The organism is Demequina sp. (assembly GCF_047975725.1).
Classification (GTDB): Bacteria; Actinomycetota; Actinomycetes; order Actinomycetales; family Demequinaceae; genus Demequina.
In genome coordinates this window covers 22,261-38,335 of the sequence record NZ_JBKEED010000032.1, presented here as the reverse complement: position 1 = coordinate 38,335, position 16,075 = coordinate 22,261, and the positions used below count along the sequence as shown (strand labels likewise).

General features: G+C 68.7%; 14 protein-coding genes. 5 read left to right on the top strand and 9 right to left on the bottom strand.

The features are described 5' to 3' along the window. Positions 1-48 precede the first annotated feature (48 nt). Together ACK5NO_RS12020 and ndk are read right to left on the bottom strand one after the other, a co-directional pair. Positions 49-666 (bottom strand): TIGR00645 family protein, encoded by a 618-nt coding sequence (locus ACK5NO_RS12020; RefSeq protein WP_416812920.1) that lies wholly within the window; start codon positions 664-666, stop codon positions 49-51. After that, on the bottom strand, positions 663-1,088 hold the full coding sequence (gene ndk / locus ACK5NO_RS12015) for a nucleoside-diphosphate kinase (RefSeq protein ID WP_416812919.1): 426 nt from the start codon (positions 1,086-1,088) through the stop codon (positions 663-665). Before ndk ends, ACK5NO_RS12020 begins: the two co-directional genes overlap by 4 nt. 68 nt (positions 1,089-1,156) lie before the next feature. Here ndk and ACK5NO_RS12010 point away from each other — a divergent pair, with 68 nt between their 5' ends. Next, positions 1,157-1,669 (top strand): adenine phosphoribosyltransferase, encoded by a 513-nt coding sequence (locus ACK5NO_RS12010; protein ID WP_416812918.1) that lies wholly within the window; start codon positions 1,157-1,159, stop codon positions 1,667-1,669. Positions 1,670-1,688: 19 nt separating this feature from the next. Here the strand turns inward: ACK5NO_RS12010 and ACK5NO_RS12005 are convergent, their stop codons facing one another. The 4 genes from ACK5NO_RS12005 to ACK5NO_RS11990 form a co-directional block, all read right to left on the bottom strand. Next, positions 1,689-2,165 carry a hypothetical protein gene (locus tag ACK5NO_RS12005; RefSeq protein ID WP_416812917.1) on the bottom strand — a complete coding sequence of 159 codons (477 nt, stop codon included), beginning with the start codon at positions 2,163-2,165 and terminating at the stop codon, positions 1,689-1,691. 2 nt (positions 2,166-2,167) lie between these two features. Then, complete coding sequence (locus ACK5NO_RS12000) at positions 2,168-2,581, bottom strand: DUF4233 domain-containing protein (RefSeq protein ID WP_416812916.1); 414 nt, start codon at positions 2,579-2,581, stop codon at positions 2,168-2,170. Continuing rightward, positions 2,578-3,984 carry a bifunctional folylpolyglutamate synthase/dihydrofolate synthase gene (locus tag ACK5NO_RS11995; RefSeq protein WP_416812915.1) on the bottom strand — a complete coding sequence of 469 codons (1,407 nt, stop codon included), beginning with the start codon at positions 3,982-3,984 and terminating at the stop codon, positions 2,578-2,580. Before ACK5NO_RS11995 ends, ACK5NO_RS12000 begins: the two co-directional genes overlap by 4 nt. Positions 3,985-4,303: 319 nt before the next feature. Next, the gene (locus tag ACK5NO_RS11990) at positions 4,304-5,743 is read right to left on the bottom strand and encodes a bifunctional folylpolyglutamate synthase/dihydrofolate synthase (RefSeq protein ID WP_416812914.1); all 1,440 of its coding nucleotides are present in this window, start codon (positions 5,741-5,743) and stop codon (positions 4,304-4,306) included. 289 nt (positions 5,744-6,032) lie between these two features. Between ACK5NO_RS11990 and ACK5NO_RS11985 the strand changes: the two genes are divergently transcribed. After that, the gene (locus ACK5NO_RS11985) at positions 6,033-6,980 is read left to right on the top strand and encodes a DUF559 domain-containing protein (protein ID WP_416812913.1); all 948 of its coding nucleotides are present in this window, start codon (positions 6,033-6,035) and stop codon (positions 6,978-6,980) included. A gap of 138 nt (positions 6,981-7,118) precedes the next feature. On the opposite strand, the gene ACK5NO_RS11980 is transcribed toward ACK5NO_RS11985, so the two are convergent. From ACK5NO_RS11980 to ileS, 3 genes are all read right to left on the bottom strand, one after another. Then, positions 7,119-7,985, bottom strand: a complete 867-nt coding sequence (locus ACK5NO_RS11980) for an alpha/beta hydrolase family protein (protein WP_416812912.1) — start codon at positions 7,983-7,985, stop codon at positions 7,119-7,121. Between the two features lie 228 nt (positions 7,986-8,213). Then, positions 8,214-9,080, bottom strand: a complete 867-nt coding sequence (locus ACK5NO_RS11975) for a sulfurtransferase (protein WP_416812911.1) — start codon at positions 9,078-9,080, stop codon at positions 8,214-8,216. 26 nt (positions 9,081-9,106) lie between these two features. Further along, positions 9,107-12,319, bottom strand: coding sequence for an isoleucine--tRNA ligase (gene ileS / locus ACK5NO_RS11970; protein WP_416812910.1), 3,213 nt, complete (start codon positions 12,317-12,319; stop codon positions 9,107-9,109). A 272-nt stretch (positions 12,320-12,591) separates the two neighbouring features. Here ileS and ACK5NO_RS11965 point away from each other — a divergent pair, with 272 nt between their 5' ends. The 3 genes from ACK5NO_RS11965 to ACK5NO_RS11955 all read left to right on the top strand — a co-directional run bounded on the left by ACK5NO_RS11965 (position 12,592) and on the right by ACK5NO_RS11955 (position 15,945). Further along, the gene (locus tag ACK5NO_RS11965; RefSeq protein ID WP_416812909.1) at positions 12,592-14,232 is read left to right on the top strand and encodes a DUF885 domain-containing protein; all 1,641 of its coding nucleotides are present in this window, start codon (positions 12,592-12,594) and stop codon (positions 14,230-14,232) included. 86 nt (positions 14,233-14,318) lie between these two features. Further along, entirely contained in the window at positions 14,319-14,705 is a 387-nt protein-coding gene (locus ACK5NO_RS11960) for a VOC family protein (protein WP_416812908.1), read from the top strand. Further along, a complete protein-coding gene (locus ACK5NO_RS11955) occupies positions 14,698-15,945 on the top strand; it encodes a PQQ-dependent sugar dehydrogenase (protein ID WP_416812907.1) in 1,248 nt (415 codons plus the stop codon). Before ACK5NO_RS11960 ends, ACK5NO_RS11955 begins: the two co-directional genes overlap by 8 nt. Positions 15,946-16,075 lie beyond the last annotated feature (130 nt).

Genomic DNA, 16,075 nt, shown 5'->3' with positions numbered 1-16,075 from the left:
GCCGCAGGCAAGGCGGCCCTGCCAGCGCTAGCCACCCGCGCATCGGCCCTACTGAGCGTGGGGATCGTACGGCTCCAAGTCGTGCCCGCCCACACCGTCCTGAACGTGCATGTCGTGCATGAGCTTGAGGCGCTTGGCGCCCCAGTAGTCCATGATCGCGAACAGCACGCCGGAGACCACGAAGGTGAAATGCAGGCCGATACGCCACGCCACAGCCTCGTAATCCATGGTCTTGTCGGGGTCGTTGGCGGCAACGAAATCCTTGAGCAACAGGATGACGGAGATCGCCACGAGCGAGCCGATGAGCTTCATCTTCAGGCCAGAGAAGTCGACGTGGCCCATCCACGACGGACGGTCCTCCGACTCGTCTGCAGCCGAGATCTTCGACACGAAGTTCTCGTAGCCCGCGAAGATGACGATCAGAATCAAATTCCCCAGCAGCGCGATGTCGATGAGCGACAGGATCTGCACGGTGAGTTCGTCGGCCTTGGTGGCGTCCTCGCCCGTCATCTTGAAGGAACTGACGAGGTACCACAGCTCGCCAAAGAACTTGATGGCGACCATGACGATGCCCACCACGAGACCCAGATACATGGGGGCCAGCAGCCAGCGGGTCGCGAAGATGGTCTTCTCGAGACCCGTCTCGAGGGCGGCGCGTGCGCTCACGCGGACAGCTCCGGGAACCAGATCGCGATCTCGCGGGCGGCCGACTCGGGAGAGTCGGAGCCGTGCACGAGGTTCTGGATGACGGCCGTGGGCCAGTGACGGCCAAGGTCACCACGGATGGTGCCGGGCGCAGCGGTGGTCGGGTCGGTCGCACCCGCAAGCGAGCGGAAGCCCTCGATGACGCGCTCACCCTCGGCGACAATCGCGAGCGTGGGACCGGACTCCATGAACTCGACCAGCGGCTCGTAGAACGGCTTGCCCTCGTGCTCCGCGTAGTGGCGCGAGAGCACCTCGCGAGAGGCATGCAGCAGTTCCACGGCGACCAGCCGGTAGCCCTTGGCCTCGACACGGCTAAGAATCTCCCCGGACAGTGCGCGCTGGACGCCATCGGGCTTGACCAGGATGAGGGTGCGTTCCGTCATGGCGGAAAGAATAACGGCCACGGGCATCGTGTCGGTGAACATGCGCCATCAATGGGAAACTGGAGTACGTGATCACGCTCGACGACTTCGCGACCTTCCCTGACTTCCCCGTCCCCGGGGTGCTCTTTTACGACATCAGCCCCATCCTGGCCGACCCCTCACGGTTCGCCATGGCGTGCGCTGCGTTGATGCCCGCCGAGCACGTCGACATCGTGGTCGGTGTCGACGCGCGCGGCTTCATCTTCGCTCCCGTCGTCGCCCAGCGCCTGGGTGTGGGCATGTCGATGGTGCGCAAGAAGGGCAAGATGCCCGGCGAACTGCTCGAGTCCAACGCGACCATCGAGTACGGCGCCTCCGACTTGGTCCTCAGCCCCAACGGCCTGGCGGGCAAGCGTGTGGTCGTCATCGACGACGTGCTCGCCACCGGCGGCACCGCCGGAGCCGTCGCGGAGATGCTCACGCGCGCGGGCGTCACCAACGTCGAGTTCAGCTTCCTGCTCGAGCTCGACGGCCTGGGTGGCCGCGAGGCGCTGGCCGACTACACGGTCACGTCCGTGGTGAAGGTTCCCGTCGAGGCCTAACGGCTGGCGGGCGGCCCGGTTAGTCGACGACGGCGGCCGGCACCATGCGGTAGCCGGGTGCCCAGCGGGCCCCCAGCAGCACCAGCGGAATGATCACGAGCGCGCTCGTGATCACCTGGAAGCCCACGTAGCCCATGTTGGGCTCAAGCGGCACGGTCTCGAGAGTGCGCACATAGCCGGCGTGCGTCGCGATGGCCGCGACGAGCGCGGCGCCGCCGCACAGGATGAGCCCCAGTAGCGCCCACACGGGAAGCTGGCGCGCGTCCCGGTTGGTGCGCAAATAGAGCGACCATTGCCGCAGCGCGAAGAAGATGCACAGGTTCACGATCGCCAGGCCCACAAAGAGCGTGACGTACACGCGCATCGGCGGCTTGACCCCGGGGCCCTCGGCGAACATCACCAGGCTGGTGCGCTCCAGGCCGTAGAAGAGCATGGTGAGGCCCACCAGGCCCACGAGCAGCATGCCCATCACCTGGCGGAAGATCGTCTTGGTCACCATCAGGAGGCCACCGCCTGTTCGCGTTCCTTGCGCTCGCGGTCGATCTTGCCGCCCAGGCGCAGCGCCATGATCCACAGCACCAGGAACACGGCGCCGAGCACGGCGATCATCGGCACGAGCAGTCCGCCCAGCAGCAGCGGAAGCTGCAGGATCCACCCGAGGATCCGACCCCAGCGCTTGGGCTGCTGCCCCGACGCGTACCCGAGAGCGACCATGAGCGCCAGCCCGCCACCGAGCATCACGCCAGGGGGCGCGTCGATGATGTCGTTGCGCGCGAACGACCAGGTCACGAGGGTGGCGAACAGCGCGACAAAGGCCTGGCACAGCAGCACTGCCTGGGTAAACACCAGCGTCGCGGGACGCTGGGGCTTACGCGGGGCCGATGCGGGGGTCGGCTGAGCGATGTCCGTCACCTGGCTCGCCCCGCACCCTTGCGCTTGTCGGCGTCCATGAGGATGCGGGCCTCGGAGACCACCGTGACGGAGCCGACGACGAGCACTCCTGCGCCCATGTCGTGGTCTCGTTCCGCGGTCTGCACCGCGCGGTCGATGGCATCGGGGAGGTCGATCGCGATGGTGACGCGGTCTTCGCCGAACACGTCGACCGCGATGGCTCCGAGCTCGTCGGCAGGGATGGCGCGGGGCGAGGTGGAGGCCGTGACCACCACGTGGTCAAGCACGGGTTCAAGTCCGGCGAGGATGCCCTCGGCGTCCTTGTCTCCCAGCACTCCCACGACGCCCACCAGGGCCTGGAAGGCGAACGACTCCTCGAGCGCACCCACGAGCGCGTCGATGCCCGCAGGGTTGTGGGCGACGTCCACCAGCACCATGGGCGAGGTGCGCACCACCTCGAGGCGGCCGGGAGAGGTGACGGAACCGAACCCGGCCTCCACCACATCGGCCGCAAGAGCAGTGGGCTCTCCCCCGTCGGCCATGAGCGCCTCGACGGCCGCGAGCGCGAGCAAAGCGTTGGAGGCCTGGTACTCGCCGTACAGGGGGACAAAGATCTCGGCATAGGTCGCCGCGGGCGTGCGCAGCGTGACGAGCTGGCCGCCCACGCCGGGCTGGCGGTCGATGACCTCGAGGTCGTCGCCCTCCCACAGCCCGGTGGCGCCGCGCTCGGCGATGGCGTCGACGAGCACGGGGGTGACGCGCTCGTTCTGATGCGCGATCACGGCAGTGGCGCCGTCCTTGATGATCCCCGCCTTTTCCTGCGCGATCCCCGCGAGGTCATCGCCGAGCCACTGCTGGTGGTCCATCGCCACGGTCGTGATGACAGCGACGTCGCCGTCCGCGACGTTGGTCGCGTCCCACACGCCGCCCATGCCGACCTCGATCACGGCGACGTCCACGGGGGCATCCGCGAAGGCCGCGTAGGCGAGCACGACGAGCACCTCGAAGAAGCTCAGGCGCGGGCCGCCGGCCTCTTGCGAGCGCGCATCCACCAGGTGGATCAGCGGCGCGACGTCCTGCCACAGGCGAATGAAGGCGTCTTGCGAGATGGGCTCGCCGTCGATCTGGATGCGTTCGCGCACCGTGCTCAGGTGCGGGGAGGTGAACAGCCCGGTGCGCAGGCCGTGCTCGCGCACGAGGGCTTCCGTCATGCGGGCCGTGGAGGTCTTGCCGTTGGTGCCCGTGAGGTGCACCACCTTGAAGGAGTCCTGGGGGCGGCCCAGCAGTTCCGTGACCTCTTGCACGCGGTCGAGTGTGGGCTCGAAGTCGTGTTCGGGGTTGCGGCTGAGGATGTGGCTGTAGATCTCGCGCTCTGCCTCATCAGGTGTGAGGCCGCCGAGCGTAAGGTCGCTGCGGTCAGACATGGGCCAAGTCTCCCACGCGCCCGTGCGCGAGGGCCTCACCCGCAGGGACGAGCGCGCCACCAGGGACAACCCTGCTTTCCACCCGGTCCCGCCTTCTCTCCCCGTCCCGCCCCCGCCCCGCCCCACCCTTCTGCCCCGGTCCCCGCCCCGCCCCCGCCCCGTCCCGCTTCTGCCCCGGTCCCCGTCCCGCCCCACCCGGTTGATACCCGTCTCGACGTCCCCAGCGCGGTCGGCGCACGCCTGATACCCGGCTGCACCAAAAAGCGCAGGGGCGCGGCGCCTCCTGGCGCCGCGCCCCTTGAATCTGGGCTCAACCGTCCTATGCGGGGACGGTCTCCGTCGAGGACTCCCCCGCATCGGCCAGGCTTGCGGGCGCATCGGCCACCACCTCGGCCTCGTGGACGCGCTGCACGAGCCTGCGAGTCTCCGCAACGAGCGTGATCGACCCAGCGACGAGGACGCCGGCGTCACCGTCACGGCCCTGCGCGAGCGCCGTGGCGCGATCGAGAGCCTCGGCGACGGTCGGCGCGACGGTCACGCGGTCGGGACCCCACACCTCGATCGCTGCCGCGGCAAGTTCCTCGACGGGGGTCGCGCGCGGCGACGACGTCTGGGTCACCACCACATGGTCGATCACGGGCTCGAGACCCGCGAGGATGCCGTCACCGTCCTTGTCGGACAGCACCGCAACGACGCCGACGACGGACGAGAACCCGAACGTCTCACCCAGGGCTCCCGCGAGCGCGGTCACGCCGTGCGGGTTGTGAGCGGCGTCCACCACGATGGTGGGCTCTGCGGCGATCACCTCAAGGCGACCGGGCGAGGTGGCGCCGGCAAAGCCCCTGGCAACCGACGCATCGTCCAGGCTCAAGCCGCGCAGTTCGAGCGCTGCCTCGGTGGCCGCGAGCGCGACCAGGGCGTTTTGCGCCTGGAAGTCGCCGTGCAGCGGGACGAGGATGTCCTCGCGCGTGCCCGACAGGGTGCGCAGCGTCACGACCTGGCCGGCGGGGCTGGCCTCACGAGCGAGCACGTCGTGATGCAGGCCTTCCCAGCGCAAGGCGGCGTCGCGCAGGCCGGCCACGCCGCGGATGATCTCCTCGGCGACCATGGGCTGCGTCGCGGAGACCACGACCGCGCCGGGCTTGATGATCCCCGACTTCTCAGTCGCGACACCGGTGATGCCGCCGACGAAGTAGTTCGAGTGGTCCTCGGCCATGGGCGTGAGAACCGCGACCTCGCCGCGCACCACATTGGTGGCGTCGCGCGAGCCGCCGATGCCGACCTCGATCACGGCGACGTCGACCTGGGCCTCCGCGTACGCGCACATGCCCAGCACGGTGAGGATCTCAAAGAAGCTCATGGGCGGCCCGTCCTGGGCCTCCGAGCGCGCGTCCACCGCATCGATGACCGGGATGACGCGCTCCCACAGGCGCACCAGCATTTCTTGGGGCAGCGGCTGGCCGTCGAGCTGGATGCGCTCGCGGAAGGTCGTGAGGTGGGGCGAGGTGAACAGTCCGGTGGTCAGTCCATGCGAGCGCAGCAGCGACTCAATCATGCGACTGGTCGAGGTCTTCCCATTGGTGCCGGTGACGTGCACGGCACGCAACTGATGCTGCGGATTTCCGAGCATCTCGAGCGCACTAGCGACCCTCAGCATCTTTGCATCGTGGTCGCCGTGAGTGGGGCGGGAGAAGATCAGTGCGTCGATCTGACGCTCGGCGTCGGCAAGGCTCAAGCCGACCATGGAAGGGAGGTTCACGTGGATATTCTGCGCCCTCGAAAGGGGTGCGCAAGACCAAATCACTGAGATCTCTATCACACGCGATCTGCCAGGCCTTTTACTGGCCTCCCGTGCCCGTTTGATACCCGTCTCGACACCTCTGAGCGTGTCGCTGCACCCCTGATACCCGTCACGCCGTTCGAGAGGGTCTCGTGCGCCGCCCGGGCGCACTCTCAGCGCATCCCCAAGCACCCTTCAAGGGCGCACCATCCCCCGTTCTCGCGACCCCCATTCGCCCCAGGCAGGACCCGCCGTTAGGACGGTTCCCATGACCACACCGCGCGCTCTCGACCTTGCTCGCCACCTCACCGATACCGCTCTGCCGCAGACGGCCCGCGAGCTCACCTCTCAGTGGGGTTCGGCCGCCGTCCGGTCCGCTGCCGGCGCCGGCCTCATCACCCGCCTGCTGCCCGGGATGTACGCGGCCACCGTCCAAAGCCACGCCGTTGGCACCCGCGCGATCGCGGCCTCCACCTGGAGCGCGCACGACGGAGTGGTGATCGGGGCGAGCGCGGCACAGTTGTGGGGCTTGCTCGACGACGCACCTCCCGAGATGCGCCTGACCGCGCCCCGCGGTTGCAACCAGCCCGATACCGACTGGCTACGCCTGTGCCGCCTCTCCCGACCCATGCCGTTCGAGGTGCTCGAACCCATCCCCGGCGGATTCGCACGCGTCGCGGCGCCCACGTACGCCGCGCTGACCGCCTGGCACCAACTGGGCCCCGCGCTTGGCTCCGGACCCATCTACCGCGCGGTGCAGTTGGGCCTGGCCGATGGCGAGTCGCTGGGCGCCGCGTTCCACGCCATCGCCCGCCTCCGGGGCAGGCGCAAGCTCGCGTCACTCATCAGCGACGTCGCGCGGGGCGCCGAGAGCTTCCTCGAATCCGTGAGCCTGCGACGAGTGCTCAACACCCGCGAGTTCGCGCACCTCATTCGACAGCACCGGGTGTGGGCCCATGGCACCGAGTACCGGCTCGACACGTTCGACGCTCGCACCCGCACCTGCATCGAACTCGACGGCTCCACGCATGGCTCGCTCAAGCAGCGCGAGCACGACATCGCACGCGACGCGGCTCTGCTGATGCTTGGCATCGCGACCGTGCGCTTCTCCTACAACGACGTCGTTCATGCACCCGACTGGTGCAGGCTCGTGGTGCGCACCATCCTGCGCGAGCGGGCCGCAGCGGCGGGTATCAGGAAGGCACAGGCCGCGTGAAGGCCGCCGAGACGGGTATCAACCGGGGAGGCGGGCCCAAGGACGCGGGCTCCAGGCGGGTGGGCTGGGCGCCGTCTTGTAGGGCCGATGCACGGGCACCGGCCGCTCGACCGTGAGCCTGTCGCACCTGCCGCCCCGCTAGCGCCGGGCCAGGTGGGTGACGACCGCTTCTGCCGCCGTCGCGCGGGCCTCCTGGCCCGCACGATGCGATCCGAGAAGCCAGTAGTGCTCGACGTCGGCGCCGAGCGACTGGCCGTGCGCGCCGGGGATGGAGCCTAGGTATCGCGAGGCGTTCTCCGAAGGTGCTGCCTCGAGGTCGGCGTCGCCCCAGAGCACCAACGTGGGCGCGATCACGCCAGCCAGTGAGTCTCCATCGATGAGCGCGCCGATGCTGGGCGCGATGAGCGCCACAGCACTCACCCGCGCATCGCGGTAGTCGGCGCCCGACTCAGCGGTGAGCCGCGAGAAGCCCTCAGCGTCGTACCGGTCTCGCAACTGCTCGAGCAGGTTGGGCATTTCTGGCAACGGCGGCATCGGTACCTGGCCTGCGAAAAGGGCGGAAATCGTCGGTCCATGGAGCCGGGCGCCCGCGAGCGCAGCACAGGTGTAGCCCCCCAGCGAGAAGCCCGCGGCAGTGATCGCGTCAGACTCGACGTCAAAGCGGCTCAACGCCCAGTCGATCGTGAACGAGACGTCCCGCGGCCGCTCCCACACGCACGCGAACCCCTCGGGCAGGTAGGGCTCCGCACGCGAGTTGCCGTGGTGATTGACGCCAATGACGAGGTGCCCGGCGGCGACCAAGGACTCGGCGAGCCAAGTCAGGTCGAGCGCCGAGCCTCCCGTTCCGTGGGACAAGAGCGTCAGGGGCCGAGGACTATCGACGTATTCGGGAGGACTCCACACCGTGAGCCTCACGGGCCTGGGAGCCTGGGGGACGGTCCACGATCCACGCGTGCCGTCTTCTAGAACCACGGCATGAACCGTGGCGTTTCCCTGCGTGGTCATAGGCACTCCCCCGAGTGGTGTGGCAACACCCTAGGGGCTTGGGCCGACACCGCGTGACAGGACGCTCTAGTCCGCATCGCCTTCTCCTGGGGCAAGACCGGGCACCAAGCGTGCGCAGACCCGCCAAATCCCGTCGAGACGGATATCAAGCGCGCAGCGACCCACGAAATCCCGTCGAGACGGGTATCAACCGGGGGTGGGGCGACGGGGGTGGGGCGAGGATGCGGGTCAGGGGCCCGTGGCGACCGGGGCGTCTGGCGTGGTCGACCATTGCGACCACGACCCTGGGTACAGCGCGGCCGTCACGCCCACCATCTCCAGCGCCGCAATTTCATGCGCCGCGGTCACGCCCGACCCGCAATACACCGCGACGTCGCCATCACGCGGCACTCCCCCGGCCGCGAACCGCTCCGCGAGCGCCTCAACGCCAAAGAACACACCCGCGGCGTCGACGTTGCCAGCCGTCGGCATGTTGATCGCGCCCGGGATATGCCCCGCACGCGGATCGATGGGCTCGACCTCGCCGCGATACCGCTCCGGCGCACGGGCGTCGATCAGCACGCCCCGCGACGGGAACCGGCCCGCCGCGACCATGTCGATCGTCGGCATGTGACCCCAATCGAGCGTCACGTCGCCCGGCGCAACAGCGACCTCGCCGGTCTCGACGTCAACGCCCGCCGCGACCCACGCCGCAAGCCCGCCGTCGAGAATCCGCACGTCCACGCCCGCGTGACGCAACAACCACCATGCGCGCGCGGCGGCGAGCGAGGACCAGTCGTCGTAGACGACGACAGCGTCCCCCTCGCACAGTCCCCACGACCGGGCTGCCGCCTCGAGCGCCTCGCGCGTGGGCAGCGGGTGCCGGCCGTCCGTGGGCTCGCCGTGCTGGGACAACTCGGTCTCGAGGTCTACGTACACTGCGCCAGGCAGGTGCCCGCCGAGGTACGCCGCGCGGCCGTCGGGAGCCGCGAGCGACCACCGCACGTCAAGCAACCGCACGCGTGAAACGCCGGCACCGGCAGGAACGCCTCCACCCACCCCGACGGCAGCGCCCAGCGCCTCCTGCACCTCAGCAACAGAGACGAGCACGGACATGGGGCCTCCCTCGAGACGCTGCAGGGCTAGTTCGCGACCTCGACCGACGCCGCGAGTTCGTCGCCCTCGACCGCGGTCAGGCGCGGCTCGCCCGTGGCGGGCTCGACCGCAAGGGTCTCGCTCGCGATCAAGGACGTCCAGGTCGTGACGGCCTCGAGCCGCGCGGCCGGAACGGTGAGCGTCAACACCACGCGGTCGGACACGTTGAGGCCTGCGGCCTTGCGGGTGTCCTGCACCAGGCGGATCACGTCACGCGCGTACCCCTCGGCCTCGAGCTCGGCGGTGAGCGCCGTGTCGAGCAGCACAAAGCCGCCCGACGGCAGCACCGCCGCGACCTCGCCGGCGCCAGAGCCCTCCGACTCGCCCGCTCCGCCAATCACGGTGGTCAGCTCATACTCGCCCTCGACGAGCGCGATGCCACCGGCAACGACCTCGCCGGACTCGGACACGGACCACTGACCGGACTTCGCGCCCTTGATGGCCGCCTGCACGTCCTTGCCGATGCGCGGGCCGGCCGCGCGGGCATTGACGCTCAGGCGCTGCTCGACGGGGTGGTCGGCCGTGAAGTCGTCGACCGTCACCACGGCGACGGCCTTGACGTTGAGCTCAGAGGCGATCAGGCCCGCGTAAGGCGAGAGCAGCTCGGGCGCATCCACGGCCACCTTGAGCAGCGACAGCGGCTGGCGCACGCGCACCTTCGCGCTCTTGCGCAGCGCGTGGGCGGACGAGACCACCTCGCGCACCTGGTCCATGACCTCGCCCAGCGAGGAATCGACCCACGCCTCAGGTGCCACCGGGTAGTCGGTGAGGTGCACCGAGCGCTCGCCGGTCAGGCCGCGGTAGATCTCCTCGGTCTCGAGCGGCAGCAGGGGCGCCGCGAGGCGGGCCACCGTGGTCAGCACCGTGTACAGGGTGTCGAACGCGTACGTCTCCTCGTCCCAGAACCGGTCCCGCTGGGTGCGGATGTACCAGTTGGTCAGCAGGTCCATGAAGGCCGTGAGCGAGTCCGAGGCACCGGGCACGTCGTACGCCTCAAGCTGCTCGCCCATCACGGCCACGAGTTCTGCGGTCTTGGCGAGCACGTAGCGGTCCATGACCGGCAAGCCAGCCACCGCATCGTCCCTCACGGGCGAGGCGACATACCCCGCCCCCGAGCCGGCCGCGCCGGCGTAAAGCGTGAAGAAGTAGTAGGAACTCCACAGCGGCAGCATGACCTCGCGCACGCCCTCGCGGATGCCCTCCTCGGTGACGATGAGGTTGCCGCCGCGCAGGATGGGCGAGGACATGAGGAACCAGCGCATCGCGTCGGAGCCGTCGCGGTGGAACACCTCGTTGACGTCCGGGTAGTTGCGCAGCGACTTGGACATCTTGCGCCCGTCGGAGCCCAGCACGATGCCGTGCGAGATGCAGGTGCGGAAGGCGGGGCGATCAAACAGCGCCGTGGCGAGCACGTGCATCACGTAGAACCAGCCGCGGGTCTGCCCGATGTACTCGACGATGAAGTCCGACGGGTTGTGGGTGTCGAACCACTCCTGGTTGTCGAACGGGTAGTGCACCTGCGCGAACGGCATGGAGCCAGAGTCGAACCACACGTCGAACACGTCCGTGATGCGGCGCATGGTCGACTGCCCGGTCGGGTCGTCGGGGTTGGGCCGGGTGAGGTCGTCGATGTAGGGGCGGTGAAGGTCGGGCTCGCCGTCCTCGTTCAGCGGCAGGCGGCCAAAGTCGCGCTCGAGTTCCTCGAAGGAGCCGTAGACGTCGGTGCGCGGGTACGCGGGGTTGTCCGACACCCACACCGGGATGGGCGTGCCAAAGTACCGGTTGCGGCTGATGGACCAGTCGCGCGCACCCTCGAGCCACTTGCCAAACTGGCCTTCCTTGATGTGCTCGGGGACCCAGGTGATGTCCTCGTTGAGCTCCACCATGCGATCGCGGAAGTCGGTGACCTTGATGAACCACGACGAGATCGCGCGGTAGATCAGGGGATTGCGGCAGCGCCAGCAGTGCGGGTAGCTGTGGTCGTAGGTCTCGTGGCGCACCACGAGGGCGCGCTCCTTGAGGTCGCGGATGATGGGCGCGTTGGCGTCGAACACCTGCTGGCCCACGTAGTCGGTGATCTCGGCGGTGAAGCGGCCCTTGGAGTCGACGGGCACAACGGTGCCGATGCCGTTCTCGGCACACACCGCCGCGTCGTCCTCACCGAAGCCGGGCGCCATGTGGACCACACCGGTGCCGTCCTCGACCGACACGAAGTCGGCGACGAGCACGCGGTGAGCGCCCTCCATGCCGGCGAAGTAGGCGAACGGCGGCACATACGCCAGCCCACCCAGTGCGGAACCGGGCAGGGTCGCCACAACGGACAGGTCCTCACCGAGCTCGCGGGCGTAGGCGGCCACGCGAGCGGAGCCCACCACGAACCGCCGCCCGGCGAAGGCGGACTCTGCCCCCGGCGCCACGACGGAGTACTCGATCTCGGGCCCCACCGCGACGGCGAGGTTCGAGGGCAGGGTCCACGGCGTCGTGGTCCAGATCAGGATCTCCGCGCCAGCGAGGTCGCCGGGCGCGTCCACGAGGGGGAAGGCCACGGTGAGCGCGGGGTCCTGGCGCGACGCGTACACGTCGTCGTCCATGCGCAGCTCGTGGTTGGACAACGGGGTCTCGTCGCGCCAGCAGTACGGCAGCACGCGGTGACCCTCGTAGGCCAGGCCCTTGTCGTACAGGGTCTTGAACGCCCAGATCACCGACTCCATGAAGGTGGGGTCGAGCGTCTTGTAGTCGTTGTCGAAGTCGACCCACCGTGCCTGACGGGTGACGTAGTCCTGCCACTCGTCGGTGTAGCGCAGCACGGAGTCACGGCAGGCCTTGTTGAAGGCCGCGATACCCATCTGCTCGATCTGCGACTTGTCGGTGATGCCGAGGATCCGCTCGGCCTCGAGCTCGGCGGGCAGGCCGTGGGTGTCCCAGCCAAAGCGGCGCTCGACCTTCTTGCCGCGCATGGTCTCGAAGCGCGGCACCACGTCCTTGGCGTAACCCGTCAGCAGGTGGCCGTAGTGCGGCAGGCCGTTGGCGAACGGAGGGCCGTCGTAGAACACGAACTCCTCGGCGTCCTCGCGGTTGTCAATCGACGCCTGGAACGTTCCGTCGGCCTTCCAGTACGCGAGGACGTCCTCCTCGAGCGCAGGGAAGTTCGGGGATGCGGGCACCTCGGCAGACGGCCGATGCTGGGGGTACGTGCTCATGATTCCTTCGGTGGTCCTGGCGTCAACTCTTGCGAGGACGCCCCTTCCGTACTGTGTACGGCCGATGCGCGGTACCACCTCGCTTGCACCCTCAGGTGCCGCTCTTGCTCGCTATGACGGGCTGCCCGTGCGGTTCTACTGAGCAGGACCTGACGGTCCCGCCGTTCTTCCGCAAGCTCGCCGGTGATGGCCGGGTCGACGCTGCTCGTGCCAGTGTACGCGAGGACCTCCGATACCCATGAGCGCCCCAAGCCGGGCTTAGGGTCAACCCCATGACGCAACTGACTGACTTGGCAGACGAGTACTACGACTTCGCCCTCACCTCGAGCCCGATGTCTCTCATGTGGGGAGGCAAGCTCGAGGGCCTCGCCACCTGGGATGACTTCTCCGCAGAAGGCACTGCGGCGCAACTGGAGCGCTGCCGTTCCTTCGCCGATCGCGCCGCCGCGATCCATACGGAAGGCGACCCGCAGGCGACTGCCCTGCGCGACACGATCCAGGCGACCGCCGCATCGGCCGTGCGCAGGGAGCAGTGGAAGACGGCGCTCGAGCACCTCAACCCCAAGATGGGTGCCTTCGAGATGGTGATGTCGTTCATCGACAACTTCCCGCTCGCGAGCGCCCAGCACGGCGAGGACTACCTCGAGAAGTTGCGCGGCATGCCGGGCGCGTTCGCGCAGATCGCTCAGGTGGCGACCGAGGAGGCCGAGCGCGGCGTTGTCGCCCCCGCGAGCCACCTCACCGCGACTGCCGACTCCGTCGCCGCCTACCTCGCGACCCCCGAGGGTGAGGGTGACCGCCTCGCCGCACAGGCCGCTCCCACCGAACTCAGCGCCGAGGCCCAAGACGCCTGGCGTGCCGAGCGGGCGCGGATCATCGCTGACGTGGTCCGTCCTGGGTTCGCCGAGTTTGAGCAGGCCCTGCGCGCCCTCGCCGAGCGCGGCATGAGCGACGACCAGCCCGGCCTGGTGCACCTGCCCGGCGGCGCCGAGGTCTACCGCGACCGGATCTTCTCGCACCTGTTGCTCGAACGCACCGCCGAGGAGATCCACCAGATCGGCCTCGACACCATCGCGACGCTGGAGGACGAGTACCGCGAGATCGCCGGACCGCTGCTCGGCACCGACGACATTTCTGAGATCTACACCCGCCTGCGCGAGGACGCGAGCCTGAAGTACACCGACGCGGACACGCTGATCGCCGACGCCAAGGTTGCGCTGGCGAAGGCCGAGGCCGCTGCCCCCGAGTGGTTCGCGACCGTGCCCGTCTCGCCCTGCCTGGCGGAAGCCACGGACTTTGGTGCCATGGCGTACTACTCCTCGCCGGACCCGGAGACGGGAAAGCCCGGCAAGTTCTTCTTCAAGACCTCGCACCCCGAGGCGTGGTCCACGTACGAGCTCGAGGCGATCGTCTACCACGAGGGCATTCCGGGCCACCACCTGCACTTGGCCCTGAACGCGGAGAACACCGCGATTCACAAGGTCCAGCGCGAGTTCCACTCGACCGCGTACGCCGAGGGCTGGGGCCTGTACACCGAGCGCCTGGCCGACGAGATGGGCCTGTACAGCTCGCAGTTGTCGCGGGTGGGCATGCTGAGCGCCGACTCGCTGCGCGCGTGCCGCCTGGTGGTGGACACGGGCATGCACGGCCTGGGATGGTCGCGCGAGCAGGCCATCCAGTACATGCTCGACCACTCCCCCATGGACCGTGGTCACATCGAGCAGGAGATTGACCGGTACATCGGCCTGCCCGGCCAGGCGCTGTCGTACATGATCGGCCGCCTCGAGATTCTCGACATGCGTCGCGAGGCGCAGCAGCGCGAGGGCTTCGACATCCGCGACTTCCACGACCGGTTCCTGCGCTACGGCTCGGTGCCGCTGTCGACGGCGCGCCAGCAGGTACTCGCCGACTGACCTGATCCTCCTCGTCGCGCATCCTCGCCCATCCCGTCGCACACTGGGAAGGGCCACTGACACCGATGCGCGACGAGGAGCACATCATGTTCGCCAGTTCTCCAGCCTTCGGGTCCTTCTCCACCGACTCCGTCGCCCGCGCCGCCGAGTTCTACGGCGAAGTGCTGGGCATCGATGCCACCGTGGACAACGAGATGGGACCCCTGCTCACCTTGACTTTCCCCAACGGGGCGAGGTTCATGGTCTACGAGAAGGCCGACCATGTTCCCGCCACTCACACGGTGCTGAACCTGCCGGTCATCGACCTCGACAAAGCCAGGCGTCAGCTCGCCGACGGCGGCGTGCAGCTCGAGCGGCTGGAATGGACTGACGACAATGGCGTGGCGCAGGGCGGCGAAGGCGGTGGCCCACGCATGGCATGGATCAAGGACCCCGCAGGCAATTGGATCGCGATCCTCGAACTCGATGATTGACCGCACCAGGCTGACGGTCGCGTTCGCGGTTGCCGCCGCGCTCGGTGCCTTGGCTCTCACCGGCTGTACGGCCGATGCGGGGGTGGCGTCCGCATCCCCCTCGCCTTCCGACGCCTCGCCTGTGGGTCCGGTGACGGCGGGGTCAGAGACGGGGACAGCGACGGCCGAGCCTTCCGACTCGCCACCCACGGTGACGGAGAACGTCACCGGCGTCGAGGTGACCGCCACCGAGGCCATCGCCACGGGGCTCGACGCGCCGTGGGATGCGTTGGCACTCGCGGACGGCTCGTGGCTCGTGACCGAGCGTGACGCGGGCCGGGTGCTACGCGTTGTCGACGGCGAGAGCACCCCGTTGGCGGGTCCCGGCGCTGACTATCTGGCGGCAGAAGTTGACGCCGTCCAAGAGGCGGGCTTGCTGGGCATCGCGACCCTGCCAGACGACCCGAGCGTCGTTTACGCGTACCTCACGCGCGGCGACGGCAACGCGGTGGTGCGCATGAACCTCGATGGCGACACCCTGTCTGCACCGACCGATGTGGTCACGGGGATCCCCAAGGAGGTCAACCACGACGGCGGGCGCATCGCCTTTGGGCCCGACGGGTACCTCTATGTGGCCACCGGCGATGCGGCACAAGGGGACCTCGCCCAGGACCTCGACTCGCTCGCGGGCAAGATTCTGCGGGTCGTGGCCGAGGGCGGCGACGACGACGGATCGCCCGCGCCCGGCAATCCGTTCCGCACGATCGTGTGGAGCTACGGTCATCGCAACGTGCAGGGGCTGGCCTGGCTGCCCGACGGCACCATGGTCGCCTCCGAGTTTGGGCAGTCCGATGCGGACGAGCTGAACGCCATCGTGCCCGGCGCCAACTACGGCTGGCCGCTCGTCGAGGGGCTACACGGCGCTCCCGATGCGGCAGCCCTGGGCGAGACGGTCGACGGCCTGACCTATCCCGTGGCTCAGTGGCAGCCCACCGCCGTCGCCTCACCGAGCGGGATCGCCGCCACGGACGCGGGGATCTTCGTGGCCACCCTGCGCGGGGAGACGCTGTATTGGGTGGGATACCAGGGCGGACAATTCGCCGAGCCGGTCGCGGTGCTCGAGGGCGAGGGGCGTCTGCGCGCGGCCGTCACGGACGGCTCTGGACAGGTGCTGGTGTTGACCAACAACACCGACGGCCGTGGGTCACCAGCGGACGACGACGACCGGCTGTTGCGACTCGTCCTGGACGTCACACACTGAGACGAACCTCACGCGCGAATACACCCTCACGCGTCCTCGGAACAACTCACGGTCGCGTACCGTTGTGGACATAGGCGAACGATCCGTTGATCACGCCGGGCACTCAGCAGTGCAATCCCCCATCCCCGCC

Coding starts and splice junctions, on each gene's coding strand:
- ndk (WP_416812919.1), bottom strand. CDS start 1,088: ATGACGGAACGCACCCTCATCCTGGTCAAGCCCGATGGCGTCCAGCGC.
- ACK5NO_RS11975 (WP_416812911.1), bottom strand. CDS start 9,080: ATGTCCGTGCTCGTCTCTGTTGCTGAGGTGCAGGAGGCGCTGGGCGCT.
- ileS (WP_416812910.1), bottom strand. CDS start 12,319: ATGAGCACGTACCCCCAGCATCGGCCGTCTGCCGAGGTGCCCGCATCC.
- ACK5NO_RS11985 (WP_416812913.1), top strand. CDS start 6,033: ATGACCACACCGCGCGCTCTCGACCTTGCTCGCCACCTCACCGATACC.
- ACK5NO_RS11965 (WP_416812909.1), top strand. CDS start 12,592: ATGACGCAACTGACTGACTTGGCAGACGAGTACTACGACTTCGCCCTC.
- ACK5NO_RS11955 (WP_416812907.1), top strand. CDS start 14,698: ATGATTGACCGCACCAGGCTGACGGTCGCGTTCGCGGTTGCCGCCGCG.
- ACK5NO_RS11980 (WP_416812912.1), bottom strand. CDS start 7,985: ATGACCACGCAGGGAAACGCCACGGTTCATGCCGTGGTTCTAGAAGAC.
- ACK5NO_RS11995 (WP_416812915.1), bottom strand. CDS start 3,984: ATGTCTGACCGCAGCGACCTTACGCTCGGCGGCCTCACACCTGATGAG.
- ACK5NO_RS11960 (WP_416812908.1), top strand. CDS start 14,319: ATGTTCGCCAGTTCTCCAGCCTTCGGGTCCTTCTCCACCGACTCCGTC.